Origin of the sequence: Cnuella takakiae, assembly GCF_001953305.1 — a bacterium.
Lineage (GTDB): Bacteria > Bacteroidota > Bacteroidia > Chitinophagales > Chitinophagaceae > Flavisolibacter > Flavisolibacter takakiae.
The window spans coordinates 356,337-380,028 of sequence record NZ_MTFE01000010.1 but is presented as its reverse complement, the minus strand read 5'-3'; the positions used below and the strand labels follow the sequence as shown (position 1 = coordinate 380,028).

The following is a 23,692-nucleotide window of genomic DNA, read 5'->3' as shown; positions in this document are numbered from 1 at the left end:
CCATCTCTCTAAGAGATGGCTGATCTGATTTAAGGGATGGCTGGTCTCGTTTATACCTTCCGCTCAACACCGCAATCAACCGTTTCATCACAAAAGCAAACCAAAGCCATCAATCGCTGCAAATCTTTGCAGCATGAAAAAGTTTTTTACACCCCTAGCCATACTCTTATCTGCTCATGGCCTGTTTGCACAGGATGCTGTTTTGTACAGTGGCAACGTGCAGGCAAATAAAGCACCACTTGCATCAGCAACGGTTTCCCTGCTCAAACAAGCCGATTCATCATTGGTGAAACTGGCGGTTACCGATAAAGATGGCCGCTATGAATTTGCCGGCGTACAACAAGGCAAGTACCTCTACATGGCAACCATGGTTGGCTACGAAAAAGCCTATGCAAATGCTGTTGACGGTCAGCCTGTGGAACTTGCATTGCAGCCTGTATCAAAAGCCATCGATGGCGTAACCGTACAATCGCGCAGGCCACTGGTGGAAGCCCGCATGGATAAGATGGTGGTGAACGTGGATGCATCACCATCTAATACCGGCGCTACTGCATTGGAGTTGTTGGAAAAATCTCCAGGCATATCTGTTGACCGTGATGGCAACATCAGCCTCAAAGGCAAGCAGGGTGTGATTGTGCTGATGGATGGCAAGCAAACTTACCTGAGCGGGCAGGAGTTGGCCAACCTATTACGCAGCATGCCTGCCACCCAGCTCGACCAGGTAGAGATCATGACACAGCCTTCCGCTAAATACGATGCAGCGGGTAATGCAGGTATTATCAACCTGCGCACCAAGAAGAGCAAGCAGATGGGCTTCAATGGCAACATATCGTTGTCTTATGTACAAGGCAATTATCCCAAGAGCCCCAACAGCGTAAACTTCAACTACCGCAAAGGCAAGTTTAATATTTATACCAATGCCGGTTATAATTTATGGCAGGGCAACAACAACCAATCTATCCTGCGTAAGTTTCCTCTGGCTGGTGGTGCATATGTTTTTGACCAGTCGGGTGGTGATAAGTTTACCAGCCACAATTACAATGCGCGTGTTGGTATAGACTATTCGGTGGACAGCAAAACTACTATTGGTGTTTCGGCTGGTGGCAGGCTCAATAAAGACAAGAGTTTCAACAGCAGCTTTGGCAACCTGTATTCTGAAGCCACCGGTGTGGTAGACAGCAGCATCAGTGCTCGCAACAGCCAAAGCAATACCTGGAAGAATGGAACCGTGAATGTCAACTTCCGCCGCACTTTAAACAGCAGCGGTCGCGAGCTGAGTGCCGACCTGGATTATATCCGTTATGCCTCTACCATGAACCTGTATACCGACAACCGTTCGCTGTATGCAGCCAAGCCCGAAAACATTTACCTGCTGCGTGCAGCACTGCCTTCCGATATTTCCATCTACAGTGGCAAGGTTGATTACGTGCACCCGCTCAGCAAGCAGACAAAACTGGAAGCAGGTGTAAAATCAAGCCTGGTACAAACCGATAACAATGCACCCTACGAAAAGTATGATGATGCCAGTGGTAAATGGATTGATGATGTACGGAAAGATCATTTCGCTTACGATGAGCGTATCAGTGCCGGATATGTCAACTTCAGTACACAGGTAAAAAAATGGGGTTTCCAGGCAGGACTGCGTGGCGAACATACCTACAGTAAAGGCACGCAGGTATTGATCAAGAAAAGCATCAGCCGCGATTATTTCCAGCTGTTTCCCACTGCTTATGTATCGTACAGCATGAACGACAAAAACCAGTTTGGGTTGAACTATGGTCGCCGCATCGAGCGTCCCAACTACCAGGATATGAACCCCTTCCAGCAGTTCCTCGATCTGTATACCTTTAACCAGGGGAACCCTTACCTCACGCCACAGTTTACCCACAACATGGAGTTAACTCATACCTGGAAAAGCAAGCTCACCACAACGCTGAACTATACCCGCACCACGGATATCATCAATGAAATACTGAAGCAGAACAATGATACCAAGGTGACCTATCAAACCAAGGAAAATATAGCAACCCTGCGCAACCTTGGCCTTGCACTGAGTTATAACGCACCCATTACCAAATGGTGGACTACCAGCCTGTATGGCAACATATACAACAACCGCTACAAGGGTTTGGTGAACAACGAAATGCTGCAGCAGGATGTAACGGCGTATTCTTTCAACATGAACCAGCAGTTTCGCTTTGCAAAAACATGGGGTGCCGAAGTAAGTGGCTTTTACAATAGTCGCAGCCTCATGACCAGCATGTTCCTGCTCGATCATATGTACATGATGTCTTTTGGCGCCAGCAAGCAGATCATGAAGACCAAGGGTAGTCTCAAGCTTAGCATCGTCGATCCTTTCCTGTGGCAGAAAGCAAGGGTAACTGCCGTACACGGTGACATCGATGTACTAGTGAACAACCGTTGGGACAACCGCCGTGTGGGACTCACCTTTACCTATCGCTTCAGCAAGGGCGAGAATGTGCAGCAAAGCCGCCGCAATGGCAGTGCGCAGGAAGAAGCGAACCGGATTGGGAAGTAGTGGTTATTGGCTATTGGCCTTTAGCTTTTGGCTGTTAGCTTATATGCAATAAGCAGTAGTGTAAAACTTTTCAAAGATCAAGAACGAAGAAGCCGCTCTGGAAGGAGCGGCTTCTTCGTTCTTGTATGAAACAGTTTCCATTGGGATGCATGTAGCGCTGTTAGTTTCTGTCATGCCGACGCATGTCGGCATCTCCTATGACATCGGAGTGTCTTAAAGCAGAAGGGGGTGCCGAGACGAGCTCGGCATGACGAAACCCTTGTTCACTGTCATCCCGAACTTGTTTCGGGATCTCCTCCTGCTGTTGTACACTACGGAAGGTTGAAGAGATGCCGAAACAAGTTCGGCATGACAGTGAACTATGAAGCGGGTTTCCTGCGTACCTTATAAAGTTTGCTCCAAACTCCAAACTCCAAACTCCAAACAAGAAACCAAAAACAAAAAACCTACTCAAACCTAATCGCCTCCAGGTTAAACAACTCCGGGTACTTACCCACTTTGTCTTTGTAAAAATCACGGATAACAGCGGCATCTTTTTCCTTGTCTCCGGTCAGGTAAACGGCTTTGCCAAAGCCCGCAATCTTTTGGTTATAATCGAGGTAGGCGAGGTACACGGGTACGCCGGTGCCAAGGGCCACATGGTAAAAGCCGGTCTTCCACCGGTCCACCTTTTTGCGGGTGCCTTCGGCGGGTATCATCAGGCGGAGCTCATCGCTGTTTTGAAAGAGTTGTATGATAGTATCTACCAGTTTGGTGTTGCGGCTGCGGGTAACAGGTATGCCGCCCGTGGCCCGCATGATGCCACCCAGTGGAAATCGGAACAACTCCTGCTTGGCCAGGTAGCGCAGGCGCACACCCAATATGTGTGCGCAGGCCAGCGAATACACAAAGTCCCAGTTGGAAGTATGCGGCGCGGCTATCACCACGCACTGCTTCACCGAAGCCGGGATGGCTTCGGCAGTACGCCAGCCTTTCAGCCGGAACCACCAGGCAAAAAGGCGGAACAGGAACATGGGGGAAGTTTTTGGGGTACAAAAAACGTAAGCATCTCGGATCGCTGATTTTGGATGTGGAATTTTGAATTTCGGCAGTTATCGTCAACAGTAATTCTATCACTGGCTATGAGGTCCGAAATCCGAGATCAAAGATCAGCGATCATAAATCCGCAATCAGCCTTTGGGTTTGCTTCAGTGCCGTTTGCGCCACCGCCAGCGGCTCTTGTTTATAGTATTCTTTATTGAACAATTCTACCGAGATGATCAGCGGGCGGCTGGGATGCCGCAGCAGTTGCAGTTGTTCGCGGATGGGCGCCACCCCCCTACCTGGATAGATGCGGTCGGCATCGGTGATCTCCGCAGGCTTGGTACTGGCGGTATAATCGTTCAGGTGAAAGATCTCCACGCCATTGGGGTTTATCATCGGCAGGGTTTGCATGGCGCTTTGCCCCTTGTACAGGTGGTACACATCGAGCAGCATACGCGCCGAAGGGTGCCCGCTTTCGATACTTACATACGATACATCGGCCAGCCGGTTGAGGTTTTGGGCAAAACCCCACAACTCCAACTGTGGCACCACGCCGGTTTTATCACCCAGCTCCAAAATGGTGCGGTAGCGCTCGGCGGCCCTTTTCAGCGACAGGCCCGGCTCCTGCACGGCACCCATGGGCGGAGCGGCGGTGCGCTTGCAGCCGATGGCTGCCAGCAGTTCCATTTCCTGTGCCAGTTGCGCCAATCCTTTTTTACGGCGCGCTTCATCATCCACGATCCATTCGGCAAAGCCGATACAGTTTACCACTTCAATACCGGTATCCTTCAGGATGCTGCGGGCATCGGCGATCTTATTGCCTTCCTGCAAAAACTGCTGGAGGCTGTTCATCCAGATCTCCACATGGCGGTAGCCCGCCTTGGAAGCGGTTTCCAACTCTTTGCGGAAACTCAGCTTATGCCCCATGATGGTAGACATGTTGAGGCTGGGTATAAAGCTTTTGGTTTTAACGGGTGCAGGTGCGGCTGCAACCACTTTGGGCAGGAAGGCGGTGGCAGAGGCAATGCCCACAAGGGCAAGCAAATGGCGGCGGTTCATAATGGCGGTTTTGTAAGTCGAGTGGGCTGAAGATAAGGCAAAGCCACCAGCACACATGGGCCGTTGGGCAATGATGGCGGCGGATCATTTACCACTTATCCGGTATAACAGCCATTGGTGCATAAAAAGGCAAAAGCGGCAACCCTGCAAGTAACTATTATAAGAGCTTCATCGTTCCAAAAAACACAAAACCAACCTTAACCCTGATGATGCGCTTGCTATCCCTGCTGTTGCCCCTTAGCTTTTTTTGCCTGCAAAGCAGGGCACAGCAGCCCCGTGGTGCAGCCCGCCAGCTGGCGGCCACCCGTACTGCCGCCACACTCAAAATTGATGGTGACCTCGATGAAGCAGCCTGGAAAACAGCACCAGCTGCCGACCGCTTTGTGGAGTGGCGGCCCAATGCAGGCCAGCCCGAAGACAGCACCCACCGCACGGAAATTTACCTGCTGTACGATAACACTTCAGTGTATGTTGGCGGCTTTTGTTACGAGAAGGCACGCGACACCATTTCCACCGAGCTGGTGGGCCGCGATGTTATTGGCGTAAACGATTACGTAGGCATCATCTTCGATACCTACAACGATAAGATCAACGGCTTTGGATTTTACGTAACCCCGCTGGGCGAACAGTTTGATGCCAAATACTCCAGCACGCTGGAAGAAGACCCCAGCTGGAACGCCGTGTGGCACAGCGAAACCAAATTGCACAAAAATGGCTGGAGTTTTGAAATGCGCATTCCCTACTCGGCACTGCGCTTCAGCAGTTCGCAACTGCAAACCTGGGGACTGAACATCACCCGCCGCCGCAACAAAAGCGGTCGCCAGTACATGTGGAGCCCGGTGGATTTAAAGAATACCAACTTTATGGCACAATCGGGTACCTGGACGGGTATACTGGATGTAAAGGCGCCGGTGCGCCTGCAGTTCTCGCCCTACTTCTCTGCTTATGCCAATCATTTCCCTTCAAAAGGCACCGATCAAAAAAGCACTACCGGCTCGGTAAACGGTGGCATGGACCTCAAGTACGGCATCTCCGATGCGTTTACTTTAGACATGACCCTGGTACCCGATTTCGGGCAGGTGCAAAGCGATAACCAGGTGCTCAATCTGTCGCCATTTGAAGTACGCTACAATGAGAACAGGCCCTTCTTTACCGAAGGCACCGAGTTGTTCAGCAAGGGCAACCTTTTTTACTCCCGGCGGATTGGCGGGCAGCCCCTGCACTATGGTGATGTAAGCAATCGTTTGGCACCGGGTGAACGCATTTTAAAAAACCCGCAGGAAAGCAAATTGATCAATGCTACCAAGATTTCGGGGCGTACAAAGAAAGGTTTGGGCATCGGCTTTTTCAATGCCATCACCAAGGAAATGGAAGCCACTGTTGAAGACGGCAATAAGCAGGTGCGCAAACTCACGACCAACCCGCTGGTGAACTACAACATACTGGTGCTGGACCAGACCATGAAGAACAACTCTTCGGTCTCCTTTATCAACACCAATGTATTGCGTGATGGCAGCGACTACGATGCCAATGTAAGTGCGGCACTCTTCGACATCAACAACAAGAAGAACCGCTACAACTGGAATGGCAAATTTGCGGTGAGCCGCCTCAGCGATGTGGGTGGCAAGCCCTCTACAGGCTACTCGCACCAGGTGGGCTTCCGCAAAACATCGGGCAACCTCCTGTTCAATTTGCAGCAGGAGATTGCCGATGCCAAATACGACATCAACGACATGGGCATCCTGTTCAACAACAACTACATGGACCACTACTTTTGGACCGGTTACCGTTGGTTGAAACCCAAGAAATTTTACAACCGCATACAGCTTAACTACAACGCTACCTATAGCCGCAGGTTTCAGCCCGGCGACTACCAGATTTTTTATACCAACGTAAACGCCAACATACAATTCAAGAACCTGTGGTGGGCAGGTGTATTTGTGGGCCGCAATGCAAGCGGCAACGACTTCTATGAACCCCGCACTGCTGGCAGGTATTTCCGTACGCCGGGATCGTGGCGCTACAATGTTTGGTTTGAAAGCAACAGTGCCAAGAAGTACTATGCAAGTGCCGGTTATTTCTTTGCTAAGCCGGAGTTGTTTAAAGGCCGCATCCACGAGCTTTCGGTGCAGCACCGGTACCGCTTCAGCGACCGCTTTTCACTCAGCCACGACATGACCGCAGGACCTGTAAAAAACGAAGCGGGCTTTTACCGATTGAAGGACGATGCCATCCTGTTTTCGCGCCGCAACCGCTTAACCATGGAAAACATCATGCGGGTAAAATACAGCTTCAACAACAAGTCGGGTATTACCTTTCGTGCACGGCATTACTGGAGCAAAGTGTCGCCGCAGGAGCTCTTTTCACTGGCAAATGATGGCAAGCTGATGGCTTATGCTCCCAATGGCGTGACCATAGAAAACCGCAACATCAACTACTTCAATATCGATGCTATTTACACGGTGCAGTTTGCGCCGGGCAGTTTTATCAACGTGGTTTGGAAAAATGCTATTTACCACGCCGACGAGGCCGTTCGCGATAAATACTTCCGCAATTTTGGCCGCACCATCGAAGCGCCGCAAAACAACAACCTGTCGATCAAAGTGCTGTACTTCCTCGATTATTTGGATTTTAAGAAAGGCAGAAAAAAGCAGGTGTCTTAATGGCACTTGCAGGTTGCCAGTTTGTACAAATAAGGATGTTTATGTTTTACAAAACGGGCTTTACCACAGTGCCCGTTTAAGTTTGATTTTGCCGTTTATTTTAGTCATATCCAAACACATATAAACGACTCATAAAAGCTTGTTTATCATTGATATAGCTCGCTTAAAATAAAGACCAAAATGAGCCTGTTTTATTAGGCCTTCCGTAACAATTTGGGGCCTGATGCTTGCCCTGTAAGACACATGGAAACCCAACCCCTGATTGGCCTCGAACGGAGCGAAAAACAACAAAAGCCCTGGATGCCCCGCAGGGTATTGTTTACCCCCGATGCACTGGAAGAAGGCTATGGCCGTGAGATACTCGAGCGGGCAGAACGCCTGAACATTCCTGTTGAAATAATGACCAGCAATCGTATCACCGGCCTGCGCGGTGCTGATGAACGCGAAACTTATCGTTTAGCAAAAACAACCCTGGCCATTATAAAGGCACCCCCTTCGCAATTAAAACTGCAACCCATCCCACCCTCTGCCGACTGGCAGTTTCACCTGGCGCAGGGTTGTCCTGCACACTGTCATTACTGCTACCTGGCGGGCTCGCTTTCAGGTCCTCCTGTGATTCGTGCCTATGCCAACCTGCCCGAGATACTGGAGAACCTGCCCAACTACATTCAGCCCGGTAAGCTTACCACATTTGAAGCCTCTTGCTATACCGATCCACTCAGCATCGAGCACCTTACCGGTGGCCTGCAAAAGACCATTGAATTCTTTGGCACCCTGCCCGATGCACAGCTGCGTTTCGTAACCAAGTTCACTGCTGTTGACCAACTGTTGCAGGTGCCGCACAACGGGCATACGCGCAGCCGAATTTCCATCAATGCACCCGAGGTTGCCCGCAGGCTGGAAGGCGGTGTCCCCAAGGTAGAAGCCCGTATTGCAGCACTCCGCAAATTGGCCCTGCCCCGCAGCGAAGGTGGTGGTGCTTACCCCATTGGTGTAGTGCTGGCACCCATCATGCCCATTCCTGATTGGGAGCTGCATTACACCGCCCTGCTCGACCAGCTGGCAGATGCGCTGGCCTTTGCGCCCGATATTACCTTTGAGCTCATCACGCACCGCTTTACCGAAGGCAGCCGCGACCTCTTGCAGCAGTGGTATCCCAACACCTCGCTGGATATGAGTGAGGCAAACAGAACAAAGAAGTTCAACAAGTTTGGCGGTACCAAGTATGTGTTTGAGAAAGGGATTATGCAGCAGTTGAAAAGCTTCTTCCACGAGGGTATTAAAAGCCGTTTGCCGCATGCGCAGATCCTGTACTGGACTTGATGCGTTCAGTATCCCTTTTGAAGCAGGATATCTAATAACTGCTGGAGATGCTGACTTTCGTCAGCATGACAGTGCCTTTAGGTTCTGTCATGCCGAACTTGTTTCGGCATCCCCCGCATTACGTAGGTACTTTGATGAGGGCAGAAGATCCCAACATACTTCGGGATGACAGCACCTAAGTAAACTGTCATGCTGAACTCGTTTCAGCATCCCTTTTGTATACGGAGTCCCTACAAGTGTAAGGAGATGCTGGCATGCGTCAGCATGACAGAAACCATGAACCCAACATTTCATTTTATGCGTCGCGAAAGGATAATCCCCCATATTCTAATCTCTCATTCCCAATACCCAATACCCAATTCCCAATACCTAATCACCAATCCCCCTCCCTGCTTTACCTTAGCGCTCCTATATGGAACAACTCACCCTTAAGCCTGCACAGGTGCTCTTCATGGCCTTTTGCACGGGTCTTATCGTTGCCAATATTTACTATTGCCAACCCCTGGTAGTGCTCATCAGCCGGGAGTTTGGCGTAGCCGAAAGCAAGGCCGGTATCATCACCTTTTTCACCCAGCTGGGTTATGCGCTCGGTCTTTTATTTTTTGTACCGCTAGGCGATATGCTCGAAAAGCGCAAACATATCGTGGTCACCACGGCGCTGGCAGTTTGCTTCCTGGTGATGGCAGCCATGTCGGTATCGCTGCCCATGCTGTGTGCCGCCAGCCTGCTCATTGGCGCTACCTCCATCGTACCGCAATTGATCCTGCCGCTGGCAGCACATTGGGCGCCTGCCCACAACAGGGGCAAGGTGATCGGTATTGTAATGAGTGGCCTGCTCATCGGTATCCTGCTTTCCCGCACCATCAGCGGCCTGGTGGGCAACTGGCTGGGCTGGCGCAGCATGTTTTGGATAGCCGCAGCCATTTCAGCGGTACTAATGGTATTGATGGCCCGCCTTTTTCCCCGCACGCCTTCGCATTTTAAGGGCCATTACGGCACTTTGATGCGCTCGTTGGTAACCCTGGTGAAGGAACAACCTGTTTTGCGCGAAGCAGCGGCTATAAATGCGCTCACCTTTTCTTCCTTTGGCCTGTTCTGGACCACCATGGTGCTGCACCTTTCGCAGCCGCCCTTTGGCTATTCGGCAGGTACAATAGGGTTGTTTGGACTGGCCGCCGTACTGGGTGCGCTTATTGCGCCGGTCATTGGCGGCAAGGCCGACAAAGGCAATCCACGTGTTGCGATTGGCTATGGCCTTTCCACGGTGGTAATTTCCTATATCCTGTTTTACTTCTTTGGTGCCTCCGTGGTGGGTATGGTCATCGGTATCATCCTGCTCGACCTGGGCCAGCAGTCGGTGCATGTAAGCAACCAAACAAGGGTATATGCCCTGCTGCCCGAAGCCCGCAACCGCCTCAATACGGTGTACATGACGGTGAGCTTTATCGGCACCGCGCTGGGTTCGGCCATTGGCTTGTGGGTATGGGAAAAAAGCGGCTGGACAGGTGTATGCATCACTGGCCTGCTCTTCCTTGCCGGCGCCTTTGCCATTTATGCGCTTACCTGGCGGCACACGCCGCACAAAGTGATCGTGTAGGTTCCTTTGCGGCATACTTGCTGCCTGTCTTTGATAAACCAGTCAAAGTTCAAAGTGGGCTGCCGCAAATTGTTTTTTGCTACATTCACAACCCCTTAAATCATTAAGCTAAAGCAACAATATGTTCTATCAGATTGCCTTACTTGTTTCCATGGGTGCCGCGGCCATTGCCTGCGATGCCTCCGATAATCAAACGACCCTGGAGCCTCGTTCCACTACCCAGGCCGACACTACCGGATTCAAAACCGTTAAACTGTACGAAGAGCTCAGCAACCCCTGGGGCATGGCCTTCCTGCCCGATGGCCGCATGCTGGTAACCGAGCGTTCGGGAGAGATACTGGTGTTTAAAAACGATAAATACACGGGGCAAAAGCTGCAGGGCGTGCCTTCGGTATTTGCCGAAGGACAGGGTGGCCTGCTCGATATCCAACTGCATCCCAATTACAAGCAGAACGGCTGGATCTATATCACCTACAGCAAGCCGCAAACCGGAGGTGCATCTACTGCCGTTACCCGTTTTAAGCTGAAGGGCAACCAGCTTACCGACAAGCAGGACATCTTTATTGCAAAACCTGCCATCCCTGCCGACTTCCATTTTGGCAGCCGCATTGTATTTGATAAGAACGGCTACCTCTTTGTAAGCGTTGGTGAACGTGGCACCCAGCCCAAGGTGCAGGAGCTGACCAACGACCACGGCAAGATCCACCGCATTTTTGATGATGGCCGCATTCCTACCGACAACCCATTTGTAAAGGAAGCCGGTGCTTCTAAAAGCATCTGGACCCTGGGACATCGCAACCCGCAGGGTATGGTATACGACGCTGCCGCCGACCGCATCTGGGCGGTGGAACATGGTCCCAAAGGCGGCGATGAGCTGAACCTGATTGAGCCGGGTAAAAATTATGGCTGGCCCAAAACTTCTCATGGCATCAACTACGACGGCACCGTGCTCACACCCAACAAGGAACTGCCCGGCATCACCAATGCCGTGCGGTATTGGGTGCCCTCTATCGGGCCCTGCGGCATGATGCAGGTAACCACCGATAAATATGCCGGCTGGAAAGGCAACCTGCTGGTAGGTGCACTGGCTTTCCGCCATGTGGCCCGTGTGCAGCTGGATGGAACCAAATATGTGGGTGAAGAAAAACTGTTGCAGGACATTGGCCGCGTACGTCATGTGGCACAAAGCCCCGATGGGTTTATTTATGTACTTACCGAAGGCCCCGGGCAGCTGATCAAACTGGTGCCCTGATCCTTTCTGGCTAGCTTATATTAACCCAAACCCGCAAAACCTGATGCCATGCAATCGCAAATCGAAAACGTAAAAAGAACCAGAATCTTTTTGCTGGACCTGGTTAAAGACCTGACGGTAGCAGAGCTGAATGAAGTACCCGAGGGTTTCAATAACAATATTATCTGGAACCTGGGCCACCTGGTTTGGGCACAGCAGGGCATCTGTTACCTGCGTGCCGGAATGGAGCCAAAGGTTGATGCTTCTTTGCTGACACCATTCCGTTCGGGTACCAAGCCCGAAGGTTTGATAGATGAACCTGCCATTGCCGTAATAAAGCAAGCCTTGCTCAGCACCATCGATCAACTGGAGCAAGACTATGCAGCAAGCATCTGGCAACAATATACAGCATGGACCACCCGCTATGGCGTGGAGCTGAAATCAATAGAAGATGCACTGAACTTCCTGTTGTACCACGAAGGCATGCATGCCGGTTATATCATGGCACTAAAGCGTATTGTAAAACCTGCTTTGGTTGCAGGGTAAATGATATAAAGCCAGCAACATAAAAAGGCTGCAGTAAACCGTTAGGGTTTGCTGCAGCCTTTTTGGTTTTAGAAGTGGGCTTTAGATAGGTGGTGTGTTATAGACGATGGACGATGGACCATGGTCCATGGTCTACAATGCCTTTAAAACGAATACCCAATCCCCACTTTCACTGCCCTGTTATAAGCGTTCATGCTCTTGTTGGCATCTATCCGCGACAGGCCATGATCGTAGCTGGCATTGATGCTGACACCCTTGCCAAAACGATAGCCTATGCCACCAGTAAGACCTGCATCCAGCTTGTTGAATTGCTCACTAACATTGGTATTTCTGTTGAGCAGGTTGAAGCCCAGCAGGCCCGCAGTGGTGCGCAGGTCAGCATTGGCAAGGTAAGATACCTGTGGTCCTGCAAAAACCTCCAGTCCGCCGAAGTTTGCTTTTACCAATACAGGGATGTCAATATAGTGTGTAGTGAGCCTTGCCTTGGCATTGGCACCAATAAAGTCGGCGCCTTTGATGCCCAGTTCGCCTTTCAGCTCGTAGCCTTTTTGGGCATAGTAAATACCGGGTTCAATAGAAACGGTATTGCTCAGGGGCAGCGAGGCATAAACGCCACTGTAAAAGCCCGTACGGCCACTTTGTTTGATGGCGCCATTGGTAAAGTCGATGGCACTGGAAAGGCTGTTGGCAGCATCGCCGCTGATGGTGGCATTGACCACACCGGCCTTGATACCAAATGAAGCACTGGATTGTGCAAAAGCGCCTAAAGACATAAGGCTAAGGGCTGCAAGTAAAATTGGTTGTTTCATGGTAAGCAGAACGGTTGTTTGTGCGTTCTGTACCTCTGAAAGCCGGCGGGCCTGCAGGATTAAAAGGCCATCGGTAAGGTTCTGTTAAAGGCAAATGAGGGGCTGCAGGGCTTTTACAGTTTGCGGATAAATGTGCCAATGGCAGTTGCCAGGGTCAGGAAAACAGCAGCACCAAATAAAGCGATTCGGCGGGCATCTTTGGTTTGCATCAGCATTGTTTCAGGATGGTGATAAATGTTGCAGGCAACAAGGCAGTAACCTACAGGCATATAAAAGTCGGCGTTTTGGGGTTTACTTCCTTTTCAAAAAGTTTAATGGTAATAAGGATTGGGTATTGGCAAATTCCACACAATTGCCGGCTGGCATACTTTATGCCTCTACTTTATCAAAATTATTCACTCAAAACCTACGACTATGTTACGCTGGACAATCATTTTTCTGGTAGTCGCCATCATAGCAGCCATTTTTGGCTTTGGCGGCATTGCTGCAGGTGCAGCTGGTATTGCTAAGATTCTTTTCTACATCTTCCTCGTGCTGTTTGTAATCAGCTTGATTGCTGGTCGAGGCCGTGGTGTACGCGATCCTTTGTAAACCTGACGGTTATATAGTTAAACCTTGACCCCGGAGTGATCCGGGGTTTTTGTTTTTATGCATTCGTCTTTTTGAAAGAAAAAGTCAGCTTGTACTAAAACGAAGACCTTTGCTTTCGCTGCTTTACCACACATGCCATGCCGTTAGCCAGCCACTACCAGGTTTTGCCTTGGCCGGGTGCAAATTATGTGGGAAACCTTTCTACAATTTATAGGGTTTGCAGCTTGCCATTAGTGTTCCGGACCTTTTTGTTGGCTGCTAATAATGGGCCTGTTCAACCATTTTCCAGCCCGCTTTGCCTGGTATTTACAAGCAGTTTTATCCTACCAGGTTCAGCAGGTATTCCAGGTGTTCTTTTGTTTGAAACTGGGTGCGTTCTTCCCTGATGGTGCGTATGGTTTTCTTGAGTTCGCGCATCTCGCGGTGGATGTCTTTTTCCGCATCGCCACCAGCAAATCCGTCCAGTCCCTGGCGCATCATTCTTCCTGCAAGGGTGTGCAGTTGCGAACGCTTCAGCGCATCGAGTTTTTGCTGCAACAGCTTATTGAACCGTTGTAGTTGCTGCAGGGGCCAGTTGGTTTCAGCGGCGCTTTCCTCCAGTTGTGCCTTGATGCGTAAAAGCGTGTACAGGTCTTTGTTTTTGCGTGCTTCGGTAAGCTGTTGCATCAACTGGTGTTTCCATTCTTTTTTGGCCTCGTCCTGCTCCAGGTCGGGGTGTATTTTTTTCGCCAGTTCTTTATACAACGGACCTATATCATCTACTTCGGGTGTGGGCGCCTGTTGGTAGGTAGCGTTGACATCAAAAGCGCTTTCCTCCCGGTAATCATCTGCCCAGTCTTCCTCCATCCACGACGATGGATCAGTGTTTTCAAGCTCCTCGTGCACCTGGTTCAACTTGTCTTTCGAGCGTCTTGGCAGGCTATCGTACAACTCCTGCTGTTTTTGCTGGAGCAGGGTTTCTGCGGCTTCATTAAATGCACTGATCTCCATCAGGGTTTGGATGATCCACTCGAGGTACTGTCTTGTTTGCGACTTGCTGAACCTGTTGTTGTAAAATATATCATCCAGCTGGCGCACCAGCAGCATCTTTTCCTGTGCATATTGCCGCAGCAGGGGCAGTATTTTTTCCTGGTAAAGTTGGTGGTAGCGGTCGGCCTGTGCAGCTTCTGTCTTGTTCCGGTCTTCCTGCTCGCTAATTTCCTGCACCAGTTTATTAAACCGGTTCTGGGCTTTTTCCAGCGGCGATAGCTTTGGCTTTTTGTCCTTTTGCTTACTTGTTTGTGGTAGTGAATGCTTCATAGTTGGATGCCAGCCAGGGTATAGCCCCACGCCGTTTTGCCGTGCTGCAAAATTGCGGTTGTTTGCCGTTTGTGCGCCCTGTTCTTTAATTAATGCTTTGTTAGATTCTGTACCCGTTGGCCTGCTGCTGCCATTTATAAAGTTTGGTGATACGGCAAGCTTCGTACTTGTGCCGTTTATCCAATTCAATCCTGCTTGCCATAAAGCCCGGTTAACTTCCCTGAACCTTTCCACCCAAACCAACGCAGATGAAAACTACCATGCTATTTTGGTGCCTCTTGCCCCTATGCAGTAATGCCCAGCCCTATGTAATGATGGACCGCCAATTGGCCGAGCCCATACGCATCCACGAAAGCCTGAGCCTGGACGATCTTGCCGGGGGCGCCTTCCCGGTGTATGCGCAGGATGTTGATCCATTGGTGATAACCCTTGATTCCCTTGCCCGCCATATTGGAAACGGGGCGGCCCTGCCCGATGCTATGGAAACCAGTATCAGTCCGCATTGTTCCGTGCTGCTCTGGCACCAGTCGGAAGCTGCCAACCAGGGGCTTACGCTGGTGATACGGGTGAGTAGCCCGTCCTTTTCCACCCCGCTGCATATTGCGGCCAAAAGCAACCGCAAGTATGCAGTGCGCAGGCTAAAACAGGTAGCCGATTACCTGCGCAACAACAGGGGACTTGCGCACTACCCTAAATAAGGCAACCCTGCGCTTCAAGTGGCGCAATCCTTGTACGTTAAAGGGAATCAGGGATCATGGAACCAAACAGAAGCCAAAGCGCCGGAAGCGAAGCATTGGACAACCGGCAGGACGCAAGCCTGGAGCAGGACGCCGTTGAAGAGGATGGTACGCCGGTGCTGGATGAGCAGGACCTGGAAGAGACCGGCCTTAGCGAAGAGGAGGCTGATAATATTGAATGGGAAGAACCGGAATAAATGCCTGATATTTTTGCTTTGCATCCTGCGGCATTGAGGATTTGTGTATGCGTAGGTGAACGCCAAAGGGTGCAAAGTTTTTGTATACATATACCACATGTTCAATACCGCATCATGACAGACAAAGACCCACGCCAGACACCGGATCCGGGCGATAAAATGCCCCCTGCGCCAACAGGTAATGCCAGCAACCCATCGGCACAGGACAACGATGCCGCATCGGGCGAAAACCAGTTGCTGGGAGCAAGGGCCGAAAAGTACCTGCGCGAAAGTGCCAGCATTGAAGACATGCCTGATGACCAGGACTGGCAGGAAGCAGACCAAACCTTAAATAAAGATTCGGAAGAGCAGGCCTGATCACCGCACTGTACAAAAGCCAAGGGCTCTTGTATAAATGGTTGCTATTGCTCCGGTGGCCATTCAAGTCACCGCCTTACGACCTTTGCCTTTCAATCACAATGTTACCAAAGGTTAACCCGCAATGTTCCGCAACAGCGCACATGCTTATTCCTTTGTGCTCCTCCCTGTCTTCCTTTCATTGTGGTTCTAGAAACTGCAGGCAGCAACCCAAAATCTTTATACGCTCACAATGCCGTTTTTGATGGCATACAGTACCAGTCCCACGCGGCTCTTGATCTGTAGCTTTTCAAAAAGCCCATCGCGGTAGCTGTCGATGGTGCGGGGGCTCACATACATTTCGTCTGCAATTTCCTTGTATGTTTTTTCCGTACAGGCAAGCTGTAAGAAGCGCAGTTCACGTTCGGAGAGGTTAATTGCCATGGTAGCCTGGTGGCTATGTCCGTTGCTGTTGCCGGCTTCGTTGAGGTAGTGGATCATGCGGTTGCTCACCAGTTCGTTGATAAAAAAGCCATGATCCCTTACCGCGTCCAGTGCATGCAGCAGGATGTTGGGATTGCTGTCCTTCAGGAGATAGCCCCTGGCTCCCAGGCGCAGCATGCGGATGATGGCCGCGTCGTGTTCCACCATACTCAGTACCAGCACCCTGGTTTGGGGCAGGTGTTCCCTGATCCAGGTTGCAGTTTCATACCCATTCATGCGGGGCATGTTTACATCCAGCAAAACAATATCGGGCGGATTGGCCGGGGCCTTGCCGATAAAGTCGGCGCCGTTGTCGGCTTCCAGTACAATCTCGTATTGGGGAAAGCTTCGGATAAAAGAAGCGAGACCTTGTCGCAACAGGACATGGTCGTCTACTAGGGCAATGCTGGTGTGGTGCATGGTTGTGCAGGCTTTAGGCGTTCAGGCAAATGGTAATAGTGGTACCCTGGTTGGGTTGGCTTTCAATATCGACGGCCGCACCCACGGAGGCTGCTCTTTGTTTCATATTACGGATGCCCAGTCCGCCGCCCGGCTGGTTAAGGATGCTGGTGTCAAAGCCACGGCCATTATCGGACAGCACAATCCTGCGGCGGCCGTTGCTCTGTTCTAAGGTAACACAAAACTCATTGGCACCTGCATGACGTAGTGCGTTGCTCACAATTTCCTGCACCATCCGGAAAAGGATGATGGCTTGTTGCCCGTCAACAGAAAAGCGTCCTTCGGGTTCTACCAGACGGGTGCGGTACTGCCCCGACTTTTGCAGGTGCAACAGCAGCTGCTGGATGCTTTCGGAAAAGCCCGCTTCCCTGATATAGTTGGTGTTGAGCAGGTGGCTCAGGTTGCGGAGGTCGGCAATGGCCTGTGCCAGCAGGGCATTGGTGGTGCTGATCTTTTCGGGGTTGCTGTCGCGGTCGAGGGTATTGATATTGAGCTTTACCAGGCTGAGCACCTGGCCGATATTATCGTGTATCTCCTCGCTGATCTGCGAGTAGGTTTGCTCCTGTATTTCCAGTTGCGATTGCAGCAGCGCCGCATCGTAGTTGCGCCGCAATGCATATAGCTCCTGCACATGCGACAGCCTGCGGCGGTAGTATTGGTACAGCAACAGGAAAAAAAAGATCAGGACCAGGAGCAAGGATGCCGATCCTATGATGATGAACCAGCTGGCCTTGATTGCCAATAGCAGCATAAGATGGCGGTTGAAAAGAATAAGTATTTGATGATATTGGCCACCTGCTGAATGGACCAGATCATATACAGGTCGTCGGTGCTGAACCAGGACTTGTGTTTATAACTGCTGATCACCAGGATGGTTACAATGGCATAAAACAATACCCCGCTTGCCAGGTAAAAACCGGGTTGCTTCTGAAAACTCAGGATCTGGTCGGATTGTACCAGGTGCAGGAAATACCGGAAGCACAAAAAAGAAAACACAAAGGACAGGAGGGTGGCGGAATAACTGTTGAACACCTTGGGTGGCTCCAGCCAGATGATATTCACCAGCCAGAAAAGTACATAGCCTGTTAACAGGGAAAGGCGCAGCCTCCGGTTGGCTGCGCCAAAACCATACAGCAGGGGGCCCAGCAGCAACAGTTCGCCCAATGAGTACAGGTGGTAATAGGGCAGGTTGTTGGTTTGCTTGTCGGCCAGGTAATTGGTATAGCCCATCACCAGTATGGTAAACACCAGGTAAGCCGACAAAAGCTGCCTGCCGGGCATTTGTTTGCAGGGCAGGAGCAGCAGCAGTACCGCCAGTGGAAACAGCGTGTCGGAGTAGTCCCAGAGGGTGGCCAGCATATCAGGAGTTTAGCATGTTGGCGCCCCCGCACTGGCTGGGGCAGGGCCTGCCGCTGCGCACGGTGTCGGTGCTGGCAACAGCCGAAGTTCTTTGGGCACCTGTTCCCTGCCGGGCGTCGATCGGTTCTATCGCATCATGGTATTGCGCTCCCTGCTGCCGGCAGGGTACGGCATAAAGCCTTACCAGTGGCCCCTTGCCCGCATCTTCAAACCCGATGTAGATGCGTATGCCGTCCTTTTCCCCGCTTGCATCATACAGTATCCGCATCAGATCCTCACGGGTAAAAAGGTAAGAGTTGTAAGCCGTTTGTGCCGTTGCGCCATACTGCTTGTGCATATACTCGCGGTAGGCTTTGCAGTGTTGGGTTGCCTGGGTCAGCAGGCCATTGGAGGCGGTGTTTTTTGCAGTAGCTTTTGCCATAATAGAGTGTTGGAGGAGAAGAATACAGCCTTAACTGTACGGGTTGGTTTGTGCCCGCAATTAAAACTAGGCTGCCTGGCTGCTGCTGGCAATGGGTGGATTAAACAAAGGGTACCCGTTTTTTCACGGTATCATCTTGGGCTAATTACCCGTTGTTTCCCCTTTGGCGCTGCGCCATCTTTGTATCAAGGCAATCGGTAAAATAGCCTGTGCCGGGCAGGAGTGAGGCCTTTGCTAACCGGCTCCACTCACTGCACGGCGCAGGCAACTTTCCAAAACCACCAACGTAATAGGGGTCGTAATCAAAACTGCTGTGATGATTTGGTTTATCAAAAGGCTGCCATCGGTCTGGCAGTCCTGGGCGTCTGGCGTTTCCTGCATTTAGCGGCGCAGGGAAACAACAGGCGCCATTTTTTTGTACTTATCCTCCAACAGGTCCTTGGGCCTCTTGCTGGTGCACCTGGTGGGGTGCTGCAACCGGCCAACTGCCCCAGACCCTTAGCTCCCCGGCTTCCTCTTTTCCCCAGAAAAATTTTCTTCCTGCTCCTTTCCGTGATACATTGGTATTGTTTCCCATTTTGCTTGTCTCTATATCAAAGCATCTTTCCAATCTACCAACATGATCAAACAACTTACGATTGCCGCCGCCCTGTTGTACCTGGGGCTACCTGCGGATGCGCAAAACAACTGGGCGCCGGCAGGCACCAAAATCAAAACCGAATGGGCCAGCGCGGTCAATCCCGCCAGCCCCTTACCCGAATACCCCAGGCCACAGATGGTGCGGAAAGCCTGGACCAACCTCAACGGGCTTTGGCAATATGCCGTTACGCCTAAAAGCCAGGAAGCAGCACCGGCCGCATATGCTGGCAGGATCCTGGTTCCTTTTGCCGTGGAGTCCGCCCTGTCGGGTGTGGGCAAAACGGTAGGTAAAGACAGCGTGTTGTGGTACCAGCGCAGCATCAACCTGCCCGCCTCGGCCCGCAAGGGTCGTACGCTGTTGCATTTTGGTGCCGTCGACTGGCAATGCACGGTATGGGTGAACGGAAAGGAAGTAGGCAGCCACCAGGGTGGTTATGATCCTTTTAGTTTCGATATCAGCAATGCGCTGAACAAAGGTGCCGCTCAGAATATCGCCATCAGGGTGTGGGATCCTTCCGATGATGGGCCCCAGCCCCGGGGCAAGCAGGTGAAAAAACCGGAGTCCATCTGGTACACGCCTGTTACAGGCATCTGGCAAACGGTATGGCTGGAGGCTGTGCCCGACACCTATATCGCCGCAACAAAACAAACGCCCGATGTGGATGCGGGGCAGCTGGCCCTGGCAGCCGATGTTGCAGGCGCCCAGCCCGGCGATGAACTGCGGGTAACGGCCTTTGCCGAAGGCAAGCAGGTAGCCAGCCAAACCGGTGCTGCCGGTGGCAACCTTAGCCTGGCAATAGACAATCCCCGCTTGTGGTCGCCCGAAACGCCGTTCCTCTACGATTTGAAAATAGCGCTGCTGCGCAAAGGCAAGGTGGTGGATGAAGTGGACAGCTATTTTGCCATGCGTAAAATAAAGATGAACCCCGATGCCGCCGGCATCCAGCGCATGCTGCTCAACGACCGGTTTGTGTTTCAATACGGTCCCCTCGACCAGGGCTGGTGGCCCGACGGCTTGTACACCGCGCCTACCGATGCTGCCCTGAAGTTTGATATCGAGAAAACAAAGGAGATGGGTTTCAACATGATCCGCAAACACGTGAAGGTGGAGCCCGCCCGCTGGTACTGGTACTGCGATAAAATGGGTATGCTGGTATGGCAGGATATGCCCAGCGGCGACCTGGGCAACCGCTGGGAGGCACGACCGGGTGTGTATGGCCGTGCTTCTGATAAAGACAGGACGGCAGCATCGGAATCCATCTATCGTAAGGAATGGGCCGAAATCATGCAGGACCTCCACAACTTTCCCTCCATTGTAGTATGGGTGCCCTTCAACGAGGCATGGGGCCAGTTCAAAACCAGGGACATCACGGAGTGGACCATGAAGCAGGATCCCTCAAGGCTGGTGAACAGCGCCAGCGGCGGCAACTTCGAGCCCGTGGGCCATATCATGGACCTGCACAATTACCCCGATCCGGCCATGCCCGATCCAAAGCTATTTGGATCGAAGCAAATCCTGGTGCTGGGCGAATACGGCGGCCTGGGCCTGCCGCAGGAGGGACATACCTGGCAGGATAAAAACAACTGGGGTTACCAGAGCTATAAAAACAGCGAAGACCTGTATAAGCGTTATGCCGAATTTATCGGCCGCATACCTGCACTTATAGAAAGTGGTCTTTCTGCTGCCGTGTACACCCAAACCACCGATGTGGAAATAGAAACCAACGGCCTGATGACCTACGACCGCAAGGTGATCAAAATGCCAGTGGAAAGATTGAACCAGTTGCACCAGGTATTATACAAGAGCCCGGTGCAGCTGACCTTAAGGAAATAAAAAAGTCTTCCTGGAGAAGGAATGGCTTTTGGTCTTCCGGAGGCTTGTCATGCGGAACTTGTTTCAGCATGACAGTATGCGCAGTTGCAAAAGCTTACTGCTAAGCAGAACACGCGTGTTGCAATACGCTAAGCGCAAGTAAGATTATCTAAAAAAAGCAAAGCTCCTGAAAGTATAACCAAATGGTTGACTGCTCAGGAGCTTTGTTGTTTCTATGTGTACCATTGTAGTACTGGGTCAACCTGCTTTGCTACCGGTCTTAACAGGTGTATTGTATTCCTCCGGCACTATTGCTATCTTATTCACCCTTCCTTTCCCTATCGATTCCTGTTGCCCCTGTGTTTTGTATTTCCTCACCTCAAAACATATATCATGCAGGAGACAAAAGCCCAACAGGGAACTGCTACGCCGGTAAGCTTTTTCCAGACGAAAGCCTATGCCGCCCAGGATGCCGGTGCTGCTTTGCAGCCATGGAACCTGGAGCGGCGCAACCCCGGGCCGCACGATGTACAAATAGACATCCGGTACTGCGGCGTGTGTCATACCGATATCCACTTTGTACGCAACGACCTTGGGATTTCTGTTTATCCCCTTGTGCCAGGACATGAAATAGTGGGTGTTGTATCAAAAGTTGGTGACCACGTACAACGCTATAAGGCCGGCGACCTGGTGGGTGTTGGTTGCTGGGTTGACTCCTGCCGGGTATGCGATAGTTGTAACGAAGGCGAACAGCAGTATTGCCTCAACGGCAACACCCTCACTTATAACAGTGTTGAAAAAGAAACCGGCAGGATGACCTATGGTGGCTACGCTGCACAGATCGTGGTGAACGAGGATTTCGTGTTGCGGGTTTCGGATACATTGTCGCTGCCGGGTGTTGCCCCATTGCTTTGTGCAGGCATCACTACCTATTCGCCGCTGCGTCGGTGGAAGGTGGGTAAAGGTCATCGCATCGGTATTGTTGGTCTGGGTGGCCTGGGGCATATGGCCGTTAAGTTTGCCGCAGCCTTTGGTGCCGAAGTAACCGTCTTAAGCCGCTCGCCGCAAAAGCAGGAAGATGCACGCAAACTGGGGGCTCACCGCTTTGCCCTAACTACCGATGCTGAACAGGTACAAAAACTTGCCAACTATTTTGACTTTATTCTCGACACTGTAGCTGTTGACCACGACCATGGCGCTTATATGGGCATGCTCAAAACCAAAGGCACCCTTATTTGCGTGGGCATAGCTCCCGAGCCTGTGGTAATACCCATGTTCCCGCTGATCTTCCAGGGCCGGCAAGTGGCAGGCTCACTTGTTGGCGGCATTCCTGAAACTCAGGAAATGCTGGACTTTTGTGCCGAGCATAATATCACTGCCGATATCGAGTTGATCCGGATGAGTGAGATCAATGAAGCCTTTACCCGGATGGAGCGGAGTGATGTGAAATACCGGTTTGTGATTGATATGGCAAGTATCTGAATTTTCTTATCGTTTTACCAATAAAGCCCTGGCGTAAAAACTCCGGGGCTTTTATGTGTCTGCGCCATTGTGCCTGCTGCATGTGCGCATCAAAAGTCAAGGCATCGCATACCTAAATCCCATAACACTGGATGCACCCACGGCTGTTTGTCTTCCTGGGTTATGAATTGTTTGTAACAGGTAGTAGTTTCATTCCTGCCCGCGCTGGAAACCCATCCAACCCCATGTAGCTTTTGCCCCCTGGCCCCGATTTCTTCACTTTTAAATCTTACATAATGAAACGTTCAATCAAAGCAGGCATGCTTGCCTGGCAATGGTTTCAATGGTGCTGCATGCCCAGGATTTTGCAAGTGCCGATGACAAGGATATGCTGGGCAAAGGAAAAATGCTTACCGCCAAACAATTGCAGGGCGCATACAACATGTCGCGGATGGTGGTAAGGAGCATGGGAAAAGATTCGGTTATTGAACAGCAGCAGATGAAAATATTTACCGACAGGTATATGATGTATGTGCACCCGCTTACGGGCGATTCTTTGGGTGAGTTTGGTATCGGCACTTACAAGGTCATGCCCGACAAAATCGTTGAGTATGTATTTTTCAGGGGCAGTTCAGGTGCAGTAAACGACAGCTTTGAAGTAAAAATCAGCGGGCGGCAGGATGGTTTTGTACAGGCCCTGATGTTCAAGGACGACCAGAGCGGTCCTTGGACCTTGTTTGAAGAATATAAAAGAGCCGGTGGCAAAAAAAAGCAGCCCCATGGATGGTGCCTGGAAGCAGGTGGCACGGTATGAAATAAGCAATGAGGGCATGCGCACACCCGCTACCCCGGCTACCCAGTATAAAGTCTATTAGGCAGGGCATTTTGCATGGGCTTCCACGGGTACCGACTCCGCTACGCAAAAACCTGTTACTGTTTTTGGGTATGGCACATTTGATATGAAGGGGAAGAACCAGCTGGTGGAAACAAATACCAACACTACCTTCCGTACCGACCTGATGGGTGTTCCTGTTACGGTACAAATAAAGTTTCAGGGTACCAATAACTACGAGCAGGTTATTGAATGGCCCAATGGGGTGAAGCAGG

General features: G+C 51.3%; 21 protein-coding genes. 13 read left to right on the top strand and 8 right to left on the bottom strand.

The window, feature by feature from the left end; genetic code table 11:
- Positions 1–133 precede the first annotated feature (133 nt).
- On the top strand, positions 134–2,539 hold the full coding sequence (locus BUE76_RS01985) for an outer membrane beta-barrel family protein (protein WP_073048001.1): 2,406 nt from the start codon (positions 134–136) through the stop codon (positions 2,537–2,539).
- 446 nt (positions 2,540–2,985) lie between these two features.
- Here the strand turns inward: BUE76_RS01985 and BUE76_RS01980 are convergent, their stop codons facing one another.
- Both BUE76_RS01980 and BUE76_RS01975 read right to left on the bottom strand, forming a co-directional pair.
- On the bottom strand, positions 2,986–3,552 hold the full coding sequence (locus BUE76_RS01980) for a 1-acyl-sn-glycerol-3-phosphate acyltransferase (protein ID WP_083596706.1): 567 nt from the start codon (positions 3,550–3,552) through the stop codon (positions 2,986–2,988).
- A gap of 142 nt (positions 3,553–3,694) precedes the next feature.
- Positions 3,695–4,621 carry a sugar phosphate isomerase/epimerase family protein gene (locus BUE76_RS01975; RefSeq protein WP_073047999.1) on the bottom strand — a complete coding sequence of 309 codons (927 nt, stop codon included), beginning with the start codon at positions 4,619–4,621 and terminating at the stop codon, positions 3,695–3,697.
- 206 nt (positions 4,622–4,827) lie between these two features.
- Here BUE76_RS01975 and BUE76_RS01970 point away from each other — a divergent pair, with 206 nt between their 5' ends.
- From BUE76_RS01970 to BUE76_RS01950, 5 genes are all read left to right on the top strand, one after another.
- Entirely contained in the window at positions 4,828–7,284 is a 2,457-nt protein-coding gene (locus BUE76_RS01970) for a DUF5916 domain-containing protein (RefSeq protein ID WP_083596705.1), read from the top strand.
- A 243-nt stretch (positions 7,285–7,527) separates the two neighbouring features.
- The gene (locus tag BUE76_RS01965) at positions 7,528–8,607 is read left to right on the top strand and encodes an SPL family radical SAM protein (protein ID WP_073047997.1); all 1,080 of its coding nucleotides are present in this window, start codon (positions 7,528–7,530) and stop codon (positions 8,605–8,607) included.
- A 412-nt stretch (positions 8,608–9,019) separates the two neighbouring features.
- Entirely contained in the window at positions 9,020–10,204 is a 1,185-nt protein-coding gene (locus tag BUE76_RS01960; protein ID WP_073047993.1) for an MFS transporter, read from the top strand.
- A gap of 121 nt (positions 10,205–10,325) precedes the next feature.
- The gene (locus tag BUE76_RS01955; RefSeq protein WP_073047990.1) at positions 10,326–11,456 is read left to right on the top strand and encodes a PQQ-dependent sugar dehydrogenase; all 1,131 of its coding nucleotides are present in this window, start codon (positions 10,326–10,328) and stop codon (positions 11,454–11,456) included.
- A 48-nt stretch (positions 11,457–11,504) separates the two neighbouring features.
- Entirely contained in the window at positions 11,505–11,981 is a 477-nt protein-coding gene (locus BUE76_RS01950; protein ID WP_073047987.1) for a DinB family protein, read from the top strand.
- A 143-nt stretch (positions 11,982–12,124) separates the two neighbouring features.
- Here the strand turns inward: BUE76_RS01950 and BUE76_RS01945 are convergent, their stop codons facing one another.
- Positions 12,125–12,790: a porin family protein gene (locus BUE76_RS01945; RefSeq protein ID WP_083596704.1), complete on the bottom strand. Its 666-nt coding sequence runs from the start codon at positions 12,788–12,790 to the stop codon at positions 12,125–12,127.
- Between the two features lie 414 nt (positions 12,791–13,204).
- Here BUE76_RS01945 and BUE76_RS01940 point away from each other — a divergent pair, with 414 nt between their 5' ends.
- Positions 13,205–13,381, top strand: a complete 177-nt coding sequence (locus BUE76_RS01940; protein ID WP_073047981.1) for a DUF1328 domain-containing protein — start codon at positions 13,205–13,207, stop codon at positions 13,379–13,381.
- A 318-nt stretch (positions 13,382–13,699) separates the two neighbouring features.
- Here the strand turns inward: BUE76_RS01940 and BUE76_RS01935 are convergent, their stop codons facing one another.
- On the bottom strand, positions 13,700–14,680 hold the full coding sequence (locus BUE76_RS01935) for a hypothetical protein (protein WP_073047978.1): 981 nt from the start codon (positions 14,678–14,680) through the stop codon (positions 13,700–13,702).
- Between the two features lie 248 nt (positions 14,681–14,928).
- On the opposite strand from BUE76_RS01935, the gene BUE76_RS01925 reads away from it, so the two are divergent.
- The 3 genes from BUE76_RS01925 to BUE76_RS01915 all read left to right on the top strand — a co-directional run bounded on the left by BUE76_RS01925 (position 14,929) and on the right by BUE76_RS01915 (position 15,971).
- Complete coding sequence (locus BUE76_RS01925) at positions 14,929–15,378, top strand: hypothetical protein (protein ID WP_143157465.1); 450 nt, start codon at positions 14,929–14,931, stop codon at positions 15,376–15,378.
- Between the two features lie 56 nt (positions 15,379–15,434).
- Positions 15,435–15,614 (top strand): hypothetical protein, encoded by a 180-nt coding sequence (locus BUE76_RS01920; RefSeq protein ID WP_073047968.1) that lies wholly within the window; start codon positions 15,435–15,437, stop codon positions 15,612–15,614.
- A 114-nt stretch (positions 15,615–15,728) separates the two neighbouring features.
- The gene (locus BUE76_RS01915; RefSeq protein ID WP_143157464.1) at positions 15,729–15,971 is read left to right on the top strand and encodes a hypothetical protein; all 243 of its coding nucleotides are present in this window, start codon (positions 15,729–15,731) and stop codon (positions 15,969–15,971) included.
- A gap of 219 nt (positions 15,972–16,190) precedes the next feature.
- On the opposite strand, the gene BUE76_RS01910 is transcribed toward BUE76_RS01915, so the two are convergent.
- From BUE76_RS01910 to BUE76_RS01895, 4 genes are read right to left on the bottom strand one after another with little or no spacing between them, the layout of a single operon-like run.
- Positions 16,191–16,853, bottom strand: a complete 663-nt coding sequence (locus tag BUE76_RS01910; RefSeq protein WP_073047963.1) for a response regulator transcription factor — start codon at positions 16,851–16,853, stop codon at positions 16,191–16,193.
- 13 nt (positions 16,854–16,866) lie between these two features.
- A complete protein-coding gene (locus BUE76_RS01905; RefSeq protein ID WP_073047960.1) occupies positions 16,867–17,643 on the bottom strand; it encodes a sensor histidine kinase in 777 nt (258 codons plus the stop codon).
- Entirely contained in the window at positions 17,601–18,251 is a 651-nt protein-coding gene (locus tag BUE76_RS01900) for a hypothetical protein (RefSeq protein ID WP_073047955.1), read from the bottom strand. Before BUE76_RS01900 ends, BUE76_RS01905 begins: the two co-directional genes overlap by 43 nt.
- Position 18,252: 1 nt before the next feature.
- Positions 18,253–18,672 carry a hypothetical protein gene (locus tag BUE76_RS01895; protein WP_073047953.1) on the bottom strand — a complete coding sequence of 140 codons (420 nt, stop codon included), beginning with the start codon at positions 18,670–18,672 and terminating at the stop codon, positions 18,253–18,255.
- Positions 18,673–19,291: 619 nt separating this feature from the next.
- Between BUE76_RS01895 and BUE76_RS01890 the strand changes: the two genes are divergently transcribed.
- From BUE76_RS01890 to BUE76_RS01880, 3 genes are all read left to right on the top strand, one after another.
- On the top strand, positions 19,292–21,145 hold the full coding sequence (locus BUE76_RS01890; protein ID WP_073047950.1) for a glycoside hydrolase family 2 protein: 1,854 nt from the start codon (positions 19,292–19,294) through the stop codon (positions 21,143–21,145).
- A 372-nt stretch (positions 21,146–21,517) separates the two neighbouring features.
- Positions 21,518–22,606 (top strand): NAD(P)-dependent alcohol dehydrogenase, encoded by a 1,089-nt coding sequence (locus BUE76_RS01885; protein ID WP_073047946.1) that lies wholly within the window; start codon positions 21,518–21,520, stop codon positions 22,604–22,606.
- A 322-nt stretch (positions 22,607–22,928) separates the two neighbouring features.
- A complete protein-coding gene (locus BUE76_RS01880; RefSeq protein WP_073047943.1) occupies positions 22,929–23,399 on the top strand; it encodes a hypothetical protein in 471 nt (156 codons plus the stop codon).
- The last annotated feature ends 293 nt before the right edge of the window (positions 23,400–23,692 follow it).

What these genes read in the sequence shown, in the direction of transcription:
- BUE76_RS01935 (WP_073047978.1), bottom strand. Translation starts at nt 14,680, where the DNA reads ATGAAGCATTCACTACCACAAACAAGTAAGCAAAAGGACAAAAAGCCA.
- BUE76_RS01940 (WP_073047981.1), top strand. Translation starts at nt 13,205, where the DNA reads ATGTTACGCTGGACAATCATTTTTCTGGTAGTCGCCATCATAGCAGCC.
- BUE76_RS01965 (WP_073047997.1), top strand. Translation starts at nt 7,528, where the DNA reads ATGGAAACCCAACCCCTGATTGGCCTCGAACGGAGCGAAAAACAACAA.
- BUE76_RS01970 (WP_083596705.1), top strand. Translation starts at nt 4,828, where the DNA reads ATGATGCGCTTGCTATCCCTGCTGTTGCCCCTTAGCTTTTTTTGCCTG.
- BUE76_RS01920 (WP_073047968.1), top strand. Translation starts at nt 15,435, where the DNA reads ATGGAACCAAACAGAAGCCAAAGCGCCGGAAGCGAAGCATTGGACAAC.
- BUE76_RS01955 (WP_073047990.1), top strand. Translation starts at nt 10,326, where the DNA reads ATGTTCTATCAGATTGCCTTACTTGTTTCCATGGGTGCCGCGGCCATT.
- BUE76_RS01880 (WP_073047943.1), top strand. Translation starts at nt 22,929, where the DNA reads ATGGTGCTGCATGCCCAGGATTTTGCAAGTGCCGATGACAAGGATATG.
- BUE76_RS01900 (WP_073047955.1), bottom strand. Translation starts at nt 18,251, where the DNA reads ATGCTGGCCACCCTCTGGGACTACTCCGACACGCTGTTTCCACTGGCG.
- BUE76_RS01980 (WP_083596706.1), bottom strand. Translation starts at nt 3,552, where the DNA reads ATGTTCCTGTTCCGCCTTTTTGCCTGGTGGTTCCGGCTGAAAGGCTGG.
- BUE76_RS01910 (WP_073047963.1), bottom strand. Translation starts at nt 16,853, where the DNA reads ATGCACCACACCAGCATTGCCCTAGTAGACGACCATGTCCTGTTGCGA.
- BUE76_RS01890 (WP_073047950.1), top strand. Translation starts at nt 19,292, where the DNA reads ATGATCAAACAACTTACGATTGCCGCCGCCCTGTTGTACCTGGGGCTA.
- BUE76_RS01925 (WP_143157465.1), top strand. Translation starts at nt 14,929, where the DNA reads ATGAAAACTACCATGCTATTTTGGTGCCTCTTGCCCCTATGCAGTAAT.
- BUE76_RS01905 (WP_073047960.1), bottom strand. Translation starts at nt 17,643, where the DNA reads ATGCTGCTATTGGCAATCAAGGCCAGCTGGTTCATCATCATAGGATCG.
- BUE76_RS01950 (WP_073047987.1), top strand. Translation starts at nt 11,505, where the DNA reads ATGCAATCGCAAATCGAAAACGTAAAAAGAACCAGAATCTTTTTGCTG.
- BUE76_RS01985 (WP_073048001.1), top strand. Translation starts at nt 134, where the DNA reads ATGAAAAAGTTTTTTACACCCCTAGCCATACTCTTATCTGCTCATGGC.
- BUE76_RS01895 (WP_073047953.1), bottom strand. Translation starts at nt 18,672, where the DNA reads ATGGCAAAAGCTACTGCAAAAAACACCGCCTCCAATGGCCTGCTGACC.
- BUE76_RS01975 (WP_073047999.1), bottom strand. Translation starts at nt 4,621, where the DNA reads ATGAACCGCCGCCATTTGCTTGCCCTTGTGGGCATTGCCTCTGCCACC.
- BUE76_RS01945 (WP_083596704.1), bottom strand. Translation starts at nt 12,790, where the DNA reads ATGAAACAACCAATTTTACTTGCAGCCCTTAGCCTTATGTCTTTAGGC.
- BUE76_RS01885 (WP_073047946.1), top strand. Translation starts at nt 21,518, where the DNA reads ATGCAGGAGACAAAAGCCCAACAGGGAACTGCTACGCCGGTAAGCTTT.
- BUE76_RS01960 (WP_073047993.1), top strand. Translation starts at nt 9,020, where the DNA reads ATGGAACAACTCACCCTTAAGCCTGCACAGGTGCTCTTCATGGCCTTT.
- BUE76_RS01915 (WP_143157464.1), top strand. Translation starts at nt 15,729, where the DNA reads ATGACAGACAAAGACCCACGCCAGACACCGGATCCGGGCGATAAAATG.